We start from the raw sequence: 9,938 nt of genomic DNA, 5'->3' as shown, positions 1-9,938 counted from the left end.
CGCAGAACTGCGTGCACTGCAAGACCTGCGACATCAAGGACCCGACGCAGAACATCGTGTGGGTCACGCCGGAAGGCAGCGGCGGGCCGAATTACCCAAGCATGTAACGTTGAGAACGCCCGCTTTCATGCAGACATTTCGCTCTCCGAGGCCTTGAATACCGAGCCAGCCTTGCCCGGAGTCATTGCCTGCTCTTCCAGCAAACGTGCCGCTGCCGCCGACTGTTCGCCAAGAGCCCCATTCTGCCGCGCGACGGCCTGATCGACTGGTTCGATCCCGCGGCTCGGCTCGTCCGACACAGCGGCGATCTCGCCGACGATATCGGACACCGGCCTGATCGCCTGCTTGACGCGTCCCATCGTCGCGCCGACGTCCGTCGCCTGCGTCGCGCCGTCCTGGATCAGGGCAACAGAAGTGCTGACCAGTTCCTCGATTTCTTTCGGAGCCGAAGCCGAGGACTGTGCCGGACCGTGCACTTCGCTCACCACCACGGCGAATCCGCGCCCCTGCTCGCCAGCGCGGGCAGCCTCCACGACAGCGTCATTCGTTCGCCATCGTCTTCATCGCGAGGCAAATCGCAACGACGTACAGCGTTACCCGGGCGGGTATCGCGATGCCGGCGAGTTCGCCCGCATCGACGATGCGTGTGTTCCATGCGATCGCGCGCGAGTCCGGCGTTTCTGGACGACCACGTATCCATGTCGGCGCGCCCTCTTTCAGTCAAACGAACCGGCGATCAGACCGCCATGCACAGATACTTGATGACCAGATAATCGTCGATGCCGTAGCGGGACCCTTCGCGGCCGACTCCCGACTGCTTCACGCCGCCGAACGGCCCGACCTCGTTGGAAATGAGGCCCGTATTGATGCCGACCATCCCGTATTCGAGCTGCTCGGCCACCCGCCACACACGCCCGATGTCGCGGCTGAAGAGGTAGGCGGCGAGCCCGAGCTCGGTACGGTGCCGAGTGTTGCGCCCGTCGCCGGGCCGAGCACGCCGAGGCGCTCGCCCGAGTCGGCGTCGCACCATTGCCCGTCGACATAAGCCTGCTGACGCAACAGCGCCGGGGCCTTCAACAGCGTGTTCAATTCCACGATCGGTCCTTCCGGGGATAAAAATGCAGGAGGCGACCCGAGCACGACTCGAGCCGCGAATACGGAGAATTTCAAATGACGGAGGGCGCCAGGCACTGCATCACGAAGCCAGACGCGCTACCCCGCCTGACGCCACGATGCACTCTCGTGACCGTGCGTGAGCAGCCCGCGTGCGATCTCGGCCACCCGGTGCACGTGCGCGATGGCCGCTTCGCGCGCCGCCACGCCGTTGCCCGCCGCGATGGCCGCGAGAATCGCGCGCATCTCCTCGACCGCCCGGTGCCCGCGATCGTCGGACGCGATCGTCAGCGCACGCAGCCGGTTGATACGCGCGATCAGCGTCTGAACGATTTCCCATGCGACGTGCTTTTGCCCGGCGATGAACATGCGTTCGTAGAATGCCGACGTGAGCACCTTCACCGCCTGATGATCCTGCGCATCGAACGCTTGCCGGATCGCGTCGATACACGCGCCCAGCTCGGCGACGAGCGATTCGTCCGCATGCTGCGCACAGGCCATCGCCGCCTCGCCCTCCAGCAACGCGCGTATTTCGTAGATCTCGGCGGCCGTGTCGAAATCGAGGACCGCGACGATCGGCCCCTGGTTCGGAATCGAGGCGACGAGACCTTCCGTTTCCAGATGCCGCAGGACCTCGCGCACGACGGTTCGACTCACGCCGAGGATCTCGCACAGCGAGCGCTCGACCAGCCGCTCGCCGGGCTGGAAATGCGCATCGAGGATCGCGGTGCGCATCTTCTCGAGCGCGAGCTCGCGCAGCGTGGCGGTCGGCCGCTGGACTTTCAGGGACGGCGGAGCAGGACTCATGACTGCCGCCGTCAGGCTTGCGCAAAGAGGCGCGCGTCGCGTGCGTCCCAGTCGACGAGTGCCTGCGCGCCGATCACGATGCCGTTGTCGTGCCGATGCGCAGCCGGCGTGCGGATCGAGATTTCCTGCTGCCACGGCGTCGCGACCGCGTAATGCATCGCATCGCCGAGATAGGTGACGTCGCGCACGGTCACGGGCAAGGCCGACGCGGCGCTCAAACCATTCGTGCCGCTCGCGCGCTGCAGCGAACTGATACGCATCTGTTCAGGGCGGATCATCAGCGTGCCTTCGTCGCCGGCGGCGAGCGTCGGGTGGAACATGTCCGACGCCATTTCGAGGCCGTTGGGCAACACACCGCCGATGCGGCCGTCGCCGTGCTTCATCACCTTGACCGGCAGGAAATTCGAGTTCCCGATGAAGCTCGCGACGAAGCGCGATGCCGGGTTCGCGTAAAGCTCCTCGCCGGTGCCGACCTGCTCGATGCGCCCCTGGTTGAACACGGCGATGCGGTCCGACAGGCGCAGCGCCTCCTCCTGGTCGTGCGTGACATAGAGAATCGTCACGCCGGTTTCCTGGTGAATGCGGCGCAATTCGAGCTGGATTTCCTCGCGCAGCTTCTTGTCGAGCGCAGAGAGCGGCTCGTCCATCAACAGCACGGGCGGATCATATGCCAGCGCACGCGCGATCGCGACGCGCTGCTGCTGGCCGCCGGAGAGTTGCGCGGGCATCCGGTCGCGGCACTCGGACAGATGCACGAGCTTCAGCATCTGCTCGACCTTCGCGCGCACTTCGGCGTCGGGCCGGCGGCGCACGCGCAGCGGGAACGCGACGTTCTCGCCGACGGTGAGATGCGGGAACAGCGTATAGCGCTGGAACACCATCCCGATATTGCGCCGGTTCGGCGCGACCGACAGCAGCGGCTTGCCGTCGAGCAGCACGCGACCGTCGGTCGGCTCCTGGAAGCCCGCGACGATGTAGAGCGTGGTGCTCTTTCCCGAACCCGACGGCCCGAGGAAGGTCATGAATTCGCCCTTGCGCACGTCGAGCGATACCTGGTCGATCGCGACGACGTCGTCGTAGGTCTTGCGCAGGCGCTGGATTTGCAGGAATGCAGTCATGGCGTGTTACCTCAGTGAGCGCGTGCGCGGCGCACCACGGCGCCCGCCAGCATCAATACGGTCGTGAGTCCGACGAGCAGCGACGAAGCGGCCGCGACGACCGGCGTCAGGTCTTGCCGCAGCGTCGCCCAGATCCGCACGGGCAGCGTTTGCAGCGTCGGGCTCGACATGAAGATCGACACGACGACTTCGTCCCACGATGCGAGGAACGCGAAGATCGCGGCGGCGAAGAGGCCGAGCCGGATGGCAGGCAGCGTGACGCGCAGCTTCACGGTAAGCGGCGACGCGCCGCAGATCAGCGCCGCGTCTTCGAGCGCCGTGTCGAAGCTCACGAGCGAATTGCTGATCGAGATGATCGAGAACGGCAGCGCGATGATCAGGTGGCCGATGACGAAGCCGGTCATCGTGCCGTTCAGGCCGATGCGCAGGAAGAACCCGTACAGCGCGACGGCGAGCACGACGACAGGCAGCACCATCGGTGTGAGGAAGAAGCCCCGCACGGCCTCGCGGCCGCGGAACTTGCCGCGCACGAGCGCCAGCGACGCGAGAAACCCGATCGCGACGGACAGCATCGTGACGATCACCGCCAGTTTCGCGCTGGTCAGCAGCGAGTCGATCCAGCCCGCGTCGGTGAAAAGCTGCCGGTACCATTCGAGGGTCCAGCCCGGCGGCGGGAAGATGAGCCACTGCGAATCGCCGAACGACAGCGCGACGATAAAGACGATCGGCAACAGCAGAAACAACGCAACAGCCGCGCCCACGGCCACGAGGATCCAGCGCAGCGCGCCCAGGCGATCGAAATCGAGCAACATGTCAGTCCTCCCGCCGGGCCGCCCCAAGGGAGGCTGGCGCCCCCTCCGGGAGCAGCGAACGTAGTGAGCTTCGGGGTTGTTTCATCTCAGCGGCCTCCGGTGGTGGCGTGCGCGCTGCCGGTGAAGCGCAGCTGCAACGCATAGAGGGCTAGCGTCACGGCGAGCAGCACGAAGGCCGCGGCGCCGGCGAGGCCCCAGTTCAGCAGTTCCTGCACGAGCTGCGCGATCAGTTCCGCCAACATCATGTACGACGGGCCGCCGAGCAGCGTCGGCGTGACGAAGTAACCGAGCGCCATCACGAACACCATCAGGACGCCGGAGGCCACGCCCGGCATCGCGAGCGGCACGAGGATGCGCCAGAACGCCTGCCAGCGGCTCGCGCCGCACACCGCGGCCGCGCGCAGTGTCGACGGGTCGATGCCGCGCAGCGTTGCATGCAGCGGCATCACGAGGAACGGCAGCATGATGTAGGTCATGCCGATCGTCACGCCGGTCAGGTTGTTCACCAGCGACAGCGGCTCGTGAATCACGCCGAGCGCCATCAGCGCGCGGTTGATCGGCCCCGTTCCCTGCAGCAGCACCATCCATGCGAACGTCCGTGCGAGCAGGTTCGTCCACATCGACAGCAGCAGGATCGCGAACAGCACCGAACTGAGCCGGCGCGGCGCGATCGCGAGCAGCCATGCCATCGGAAAGCCGACGATCAGCGTGACGAGCGTGACGACCGTCGCAACAAGAAACGTATTGCCGAACACGCGCACGTACGTCGTCGAGCCGAGCAGCTGCTCGTAGTTGTGCAACCCGGGCATCGGTTCGAGCACGCTGCGCAACAGCAGTGACAGCACCGGCAGCAGGAAGAAGATCACGAGCAGCAGCACTGCGGGCGTCAGCAGCCGCATGCTGCGCCAGTCGCGCCGCTTGCGCGGCGGCGTCGCGCTCGGATGCGCGACGGTACTCAATACGTTTGGCATGGTGGCTCCTTGGTCGGCCAGCGCCAGCACTTGAGTGCCTGTTACCGCTGGCCCCAAGCAGGTTCGTTGCTCATCCGCGCCGGCTCGATCCGGTTCGGCCTCCTTAACAGAATTCAGATCCATACGACTGGCCACGCCGGCTTACTTCGACTGCCACGCGTACCAGCGCTTCGCGATCGCGTCGCGATTCTCGGCCCAGTACTTCATGTCGAGGTTGATCTGCGTGGCCTTGTACTGGTCCGGGAGCGTTTTCGCGATCGCCGGTTGCATCAGCGCCGCCGACTTCACGTTGATCGGCGCGTAACCGGTGTCGGCCGCGAATTTCGCCTGAGCCTGCGCACCCGTCGCGGCGGCGAGGAACTTCATCGCCGCGTCGCGATGCTTCGCGCCCTTCGGGATCACGAGCATGTCGGCAGCGGTCAGGTTCTGGTTCCATGACATGTCGACCGGCACGCCTGTCTGCGCGAGCGCATGCAGGCGGCCGTTCCAGAACATGCCGATCGGCGCTTCGCCCGACGCGAGCAACTGCTGCGACTGCGCACCGCCGCTCCACCAGACGATGTCACCCTTGATGGAATCGAGCTTCTTGAATGCGCGGTCGAGGTCGAGCGGATACAACTTGTTGGGCGCGACGCCGTCGGCGAGCAACGCGATCTCGAGCACGCCCGGCGCCGACCACTTGTAGAAGGTGCGCTTGCCAGGGAAGCGCCTGGTATCGAACAGGTCCGCCCAGTTCTGCGGCTGCGCGCTCGTGTATTTCGCCTTGTAGTAGCCGAGCACGAACGAATAATAGAAGCTGCCCACCGCAGACGGCGTCGCGAAGCGCGGGTCGAGTTCGGCCTTGTTCACCACCGAATAGTCGATCGGCTCGATCAGCCCTGCCTTTTCCGCCGCATACGCGAAGTCACCCTCGACGTCGACCACGTCCCAGCTGACGTTGCCGCTGTCGACCATCGCCTTGAGCTTGCCGTAGTCGGTCGGCCCGTCCATCAGCACGTTGATGCCGCTCGCCTGCGTGAACGGCTGCGCCCAGTCCTTCTGTTGCGACGACTGGGTCGTGCCGCCCCAGCTGGTGAACACGATCGGATCGGCGGCCAGTGCCGGCGCGGCGCACAGGGCGGCCAACGGTGCAATGCATGCCAGGCGCGACGCTGCGAAACGCGGGATGCTTCTGCTGCTCATGGTCTCTCTCTCCAAGGGGAAACGCCGCGCGTCGCGACCGCCGGGATGGCAGCCATTCGAATACGCGCCTTCAGACCGGCGGCGCAAACCTCGCCGGCATCATGATCCTGATTCTTGTGTCTTCGCCACGCCTGATTGCGGCAAGTCGCTTCAATGCGCGACTGCAAGTGTCTGCACGGTGCCAGCCTCCGTATCGCCGACATAGATGCCGTACGCGTCCTGCCGGCGTTCACGCACGTAGCGTTCGAGCATCGAGCGCACGGCGGGGTCGGCGATCTCGTCCCACGGCACTTGCCAGAGCGGCACGATACGGGTGCTGCTGTCGAACCACGGCGAACCGGTAGGCATAACACGGCCGCGGTAATAGATATGGACGCCAGCCTCGCGCCCGCCGGCCGATTCGAAAACTGCGAACAGGAAGTCGAGATGCGCGTTGAGCCCGAGCTTCGCGAGCACGCCGCGCAGGCTCGCGGGGTCACTGGCCGGATCGAGCCGGGTGCCGGTCGGCAAGCGCAGCCCGTGCGGCGTATCGACGAGCACCAGCCCGTCGCGATGTTCGAGAATCGCACCCACCTCGGCATGCCCGCCTGCTGCGGACAACGCGTCCTGCGACAGCGTGAAGTTCACGTAAGCGCCGCGGCAATAGCCGAGCGGCGACGCGCTCGTCTGCGCGAAATCGACCACGCGCCCGATCAGAATGACGTGGTCGCCTGCATCGACCACGTCGTGGGTCACGCAGTCGAAGCTCGCCGCCGCATCCCGGATCACCGGTGCGCCCGTCTTGCGCGTGTCCCATGGCACTTGCGCGAACTTGTCCTGCGCCTTCGATGCGAACACGCCGGACACGTTGGTCTGGTTTTCCGCCAGCACGCTGACGGCAAAACGCTGCGTAGCCGAGAACACCGCATGGCTCGATGCCGTCTTCGCGATGCACACGAGGATCAGCGGCGGATCGAGCGACACCGACGTGAACGAGTTCGCGGTGAAACCGCGCGGCGACCCGTCGGGCTGGATCGTCGTGACGACCGTCACGCCGGTGACGAATGCGCCGAGGGCGCGGCGGAATCCGAGCGTGTCGAATGCCTGCTGCGCGGTGGACCCGGTCATCGACTCAGTCATGGCGTGCTCCCGTGATTACTGCGCTACTCGATGAGATTATGGTATGCCATCTTATGGTCGACAACAACGTGTCAAAAATCATGGAAAACCATGATGCATCCGCGGATCGCCACGTATTCGATAGCCAAAACAAAAGGCCGCCGGCGTAGCACGCCGGCGGCCTTCCGGGTCAATTCGCGCGTCTGGATGCTCGCGCTCGGGCTGCATCAACTATCGCTGGATGCCTCGTCCTGCTGTTGCGCGAGCGCAGACAGCGCCAGCTCGGAAACCCGCTTGATGTGCGCAGCCGACGCGGCCGATGCCGCGTTGCCGTCGCGCTGCTCGATCGCTTCGAGCAGGCGGTTCATCTCGGTGTTGGAATCGCCGCCGCGTCCCGGCATCGCGATGGTCAGCGCGCGCAACCGGTTGATGCGCGCGTTCAGCGTCTTGACCACCGTCAGCGACACCTGCTTTCCTGCGGCTTCGAACAGGGTTTCGTAGAAACGCTCGGTGAATTCGAGCACACGTGGCAATTCCTGCTTCTCGAACGCATCCTCGATCGTTGCCCGAATTTCTCGCAACTGCCGCACGACTTCGGGCGTCGCGCGCTCTGCGCAGGCACGCGCGGCATTGGCTTCGAGCAGGCCGCGCAGTTCGTAGATCTCGCCGACTTGCGCCGGATCGAGCCGCGCGACCACCGGCCCTTGCCGCGACACGGTCTCGACCAGCCCTTCGGTCTCGAGATGCCGCAGCACCTCGCGCACCACCGTGCGGCTGACGCCGAGCTCATCGCACAGCGTGCGCTCGACGAGCCGGGCACCCGGCCGGAAATAGCCCTGCACGATCGCGCCACGCAGCTTGTCGAGCGTCAGTTCGCGCAGGGTCTTGGCATTGCGGTCGATTTTCAGGTCTTGCATGAGCGGCACTCTGGAAACGGGTATGGGCCTGCAGCCGGCCGCGAGCCGGGCGCAAACATGGAATGCCATATTATGACCTAACTGCCAGCGTCTTCCATCCCGCCCGGCCTGCGCCCGCGCCCGACCAGGCGATCAGCCCCCGAGCCCCTCGACGATCGCGATCTGCGCCCGGCAATATCCATCCCGCTTCGCCTTCGCCGCCTGGTACTCCGGCGAGTGATAACACGCAAGCGCCGTTTCCATGTCGGGAAAGCGGATCACGACGTGGCGCTCGAACGCATCGCCCTCCAGCGTCTGCGACGCGCCGCCACGCGCCAGGAACACGGCACCGAATTTCTTGAACGCCTGCGGCGCGATGTCCGTGTAGTCCTTGTACTTCACGGGATCCAGCACCTGCACGTGGGCAATCCAGTACGCACTCATTTGTCACCTCTCTTGGGAAATTCCTGCTACGGGTTTACACTCATGGCATGCCGTAACATGGTATACCACAATGAATCGCACAATCAACGCACGAAAGGAAGGTGCCATGAGCCTGATTCGGAAATCCGTCCTCCATGTCGAGACGCTCTACGTGGATGGCGACAAGGTCGCTGCCAAGCCACTGAAGATGATCGGCGCCGTCGCCGTCATCAAGAACCCGTGGGCAGGCCGCGGGTACGTCGAGGACCTGTCGCCGGAGATTCGCGCGATCGCCCCGCAGCTCGGCGAACACCTGACCAAACTGATCCTCGACGAGGCCGGTTCGGGCGACGCGGTCGAAGCGTTCGGCAAGAGCGCGATCGTCGGCCTCGACGGCGAAATCGAGCATGCATCCGCGCTGATCCATACGCTGCACTTCGGCAACATCTATCGCACGGCCGTCGGCGCGAAGTCGTACCTCGCGTTCAACAATACGCGCGGCCCGGCCAATGCGCCGCTGCTGATCCCGATGATGGACAAGAATGACGAAGGCCGCCGTTCGCACTACCTGACGCTCCAGTTCTCGATCCCGGATGCACCGGCCGCCGACGAACTGGTCATCGCCATCGGCGCCGCGACCGCCGGCCGTCCGCATCACCGCATCGGCGACCGCTACAAAGATCTCGCAGAGCTCGGAAATGACGTCAAGAACCCTGCTGCTGTCAAATAAGCGCGTCGCCCACTATCTCGACCAGGGCACCGGCGAACCGCTGGTGCTGATTCATGGGGTCGGCATGCAGGCGGGCGCGTGGTATCCGCAGATCGACGACCTGTCGCGCGATTTCCGCGTGATCTCCGTCGACATGCCGGGCCACGGGATGAGCGATGCGCTCGACACCGACGCCGACCTGCAGCAGTTCGTCCAGTGGGCCGTCGGGTTCATCGAGGCGCTGAAGGTCGGCCCCGTCAACCTTGCCGGCCACTCGATGGGTTCGCTGATCGCCGCCGGCGTCGCCGTGACGCGGCCCGATCTGGTCAAGCGCGTGGCAGTCCTGAACGGCGTGTACCGCCGCACCGAACAGGCGCGCGAGGCCGTGCTGCAACGTGCCGCCGAACTGCGCTCGGGCACCATCGACATCGATACGCCGCTGCGGCGCTGGTTCAACGCGGAAGACTCGCAGCAGGCCGCCGCGCGGAAGGTGGAAGCGTGGCTGCAGTCGGTCGATCTGGCCGGCTACGCGACCGCGTACACCGCGTTCGCGAACGGTGACGACATATACGCGGACGGCTGGCACCGGATCGCGTGCCCTGCCCTCGTGCTCACCGGGTCGGACGACCCGAATTCGACGCCCGAGATGGCCCGGCAAATGGCGCAGGCCGCGCAAGACGGCAAGGCTGTCGTGATCGAGAACGAGCGCCACATGGTGAACCTGACCGCGCCCGACGCCGTCAATCGCGCGCTGCGTGCGTGGCTGCAGACCGTGCCGCAGGCGGAAACCCTGAAATCGGAAGTGTGAC

Annotated in this window: 11 protein-coding genes and 2 pseudogenes; 3 read left to right on the top strand and 10 right to left on the bottom strand. The window is 65.4% G+C overall.

Features of this window, described 5'->3' with window-relative positions; genetic code table 11:
- Positions 1 to 107 (top strand): 4Fe-4S dicluster domain-containing protein (locus DID99_RS27920; protein ID WP_148092725.1); only part of this gene is annotated, 107 nt, incomplete at its 5' end.
- An 18-nt stretch (positions 108 to 125) separates the two neighbouring features.
- Here DID99_RS27920 and DID99_RS27915 read toward each other — a convergent pair.
- The 10 genes and pseudogenes from DID99_RS27915 to DID99_RS27870 form a co-directional block, all read right to left on the bottom strand.
- Positions 126 to 542: pseudogene (locus tag DID99_RS27915) on the bottom strand (methyl-accepting chemotaxis protein); the annotation flags it as partial.
- 194 nt (positions 543 to 736) lie between these two features.
- Positions 737 to 958: pseudogene (locus DID99_RS27910) on the bottom strand (aldehyde dehydrogenase family protein); the annotation flags it as partial.
- A 254-nt stretch (positions 959 to 1,212) separates the two neighbouring features.
- Positions 1,213 to 1,920 carry a GntR family transcriptional regulator gene (locus DID99_RS27905; RefSeq protein ID WP_124489294.1) on the bottom strand — a complete coding sequence of 236 codons (708 nt, stop codon included), beginning with the start codon at positions 1,918 to 1,920 and terminating at the stop codon, positions 1,213 to 1,215.
- Between the two features lie 11 nt (positions 1,921 to 1,931).
- The gene (locus DID99_RS27900; protein ID WP_124523131.1) at positions 1,932 to 3,038 is read right to left on the bottom strand and encodes an ABC transporter ATP-binding protein; all 1,107 of its coding nucleotides are present in this window, start codon (positions 3,036 to 3,038) and stop codon (positions 1,932 to 1,934) included.
- An 11-nt stretch (positions 3,039 to 3,049) separates the two neighbouring features.
- Complete coding sequence (locus tag DID99_RS27895; protein WP_124489296.1) at positions 3,050 to 3,850, bottom strand: ABC transporter permease; 801 nt, start codon at positions 3,848 to 3,850, stop codon at positions 3,050 to 3,052.
- Between the two features lie 86 nt (positions 3,851 to 3,936).
- Positions 3,937 to 4,821: an ABC transporter permease gene (locus DID99_RS27890; protein WP_124530049.1), complete on the bottom strand. Its 885-nt coding sequence runs from the start codon at positions 4,819 to 4,821 to the stop codon at positions 3,937 to 3,939.
- A gap of 141 nt (positions 4,822 to 4,962) precedes the next feature.
- A complete protein-coding gene (locus tag DID99_RS27885; RefSeq protein WP_124667927.1) occupies positions 4,963 to 6,003 on the bottom strand; it encodes a polyamine ABC transporter substrate-binding protein in 1,041 nt (346 codons plus the stop codon).
- 150 nt (positions 6,004 to 6,153) lie between these two features.
- Positions 6,154 to 7,122: a flavin reductase gene (locus DID99_RS27880; RefSeq protein ID WP_124489299.1), complete on the bottom strand. Its 969-nt coding sequence runs from the start codon at positions 7,120 to 7,122 to the stop codon at positions 6,154 to 6,156.
- 206 nt (positions 7,123 to 7,328) lie between these two features.
- The gene (locus tag DID99_RS27875) at positions 7,329 to 8,018 is read right to left on the bottom strand and encodes a GntR family transcriptional regulator (RefSeq protein WP_124489300.1); all 690 of its coding nucleotides are present in this window, start codon (positions 8,016 to 8,018) and stop codon (positions 7,329 to 7,331) included.
- 132 nt (positions 8,019 to 8,150) lie between these two features.
- A complete protein-coding gene (locus DID99_RS27870; protein WP_124489301.1) occupies positions 8,151 to 8,441 on the bottom strand; it encodes a DUF1330 domain-containing protein in 291 nt (96 codons plus the stop codon).
- Positions 8,442 to 8,547: 106 nt separating this feature from the next.
- Between DID99_RS27870 and DID99_RS27865 the strand changes: the two genes are divergently transcribed.
- The gene (locus DID99_RS27865; RefSeq protein WP_124523129.1) at positions 8,548 to 9,150 is read left to right on the top strand and encodes an amino acid synthesis family protein; all 603 of its coding nucleotides are present in this window, start codon (positions 8,548 to 8,550) and stop codon (positions 9,148 to 9,150) included.
- Positions 9,119 to 9,937: an alpha/beta fold hydrolase gene (locus tag DID99_RS27860; protein ID WP_124489303.1), complete on the top strand. Its 819-nt coding sequence runs from the start codon at positions 9,119 to 9,121 to the stop codon at positions 9,935 to 9,937. The genes DID99_RS27865 and DID99_RS27860 overlap by 32 nt, the downstream gene beginning before the upstream one ends.
- Position 9,938: the final 1 nt, after the last annotated feature.

It is taken from the genome of Burkholderia sp. Bp8986, from assembly GCF_003854225.1.
Lineage (GTDB): Bacteria > Pseudomonadota > Gammaproteobacteria > Burkholderiales > Burkholderiaceae > Burkholderia.
The sequence above is the reverse complement of the archived record's forward strand: the minus strand, read 5'-3'. Positions and strand labels throughout refer to the sequence as shown.

What these genes read in the sequence shown, in the direction of transcription:
- DID99_RS27905 (WP_124489294.1), bottom strand. Translation starts at nt 1,920, where the DNA reads ATGAGTCCTGCTCCGCCGTCCCTGAAAGTCCAGCGGCCGACCGCCACG.
- DID99_RS27900 (WP_124523131.1), bottom strand. Translation starts at nt 3,038, where the DNA reads ATGACTGCATTCCTGCAAATCCAGCGCCTGCGCAAGACCTACGACGAC.
- DID99_RS27895 (WP_124489296.1), bottom strand. Translation starts at nt 3,850, where the DNA reads ATGTTGCTCGATTTCGATCGCCTGGGCGCGCTGCGCTGGATCCTCGTG.
- DID99_RS27890 (WP_124530049.1), bottom strand. Translation starts at nt 4,821, where the DNA reads ATGCCAAACGTATTGAGTACCGTCGCGCATCCGAGCGCGACGCCGCCG.
- DID99_RS27885 (WP_124667927.1), bottom strand. Translation starts at nt 6,003, where the DNA reads ATGAGCAGCAGAAGCATCCCGCGTTTCGCAGCGTCGCGCCTGGCATGC.
- DID99_RS27880 (WP_124489299.1), bottom strand. Translation starts at nt 7,122, where the DNA reads ATGACTGAGTCGATGACCGGGTCCACCGCGCAGCAGGCATTCGACACG.
- DID99_RS27875 (WP_124489300.1), bottom strand. Translation starts at nt 8,018, where the DNA reads ATGCAAGACCTGAAAATCGACCGCAATGCCAAGACCCTGCGCGAACTG.
- DID99_RS27870 (WP_124489301.1), bottom strand. Translation starts at nt 8,441, where the DNA reads ATGAGTGCGTACTGGATTGCCCACGTGCAGGTGCTGGATCCCGTGAAG.
- DID99_RS27865 (WP_124523129.1), top strand. Translation starts at nt 8,548, where the DNA reads ATGAGCCTGATTCGGAAATCCGTCCTCCATGTCGAGACGCTCTACGTG.
- DID99_RS27860 (WP_124489303.1), top strand. Translation starts at nt 9,119, where the DNA reads ATGACGTCAAGAACCCTGCTGCTGTCAAATAAGCGCGTCGCCCACTAT.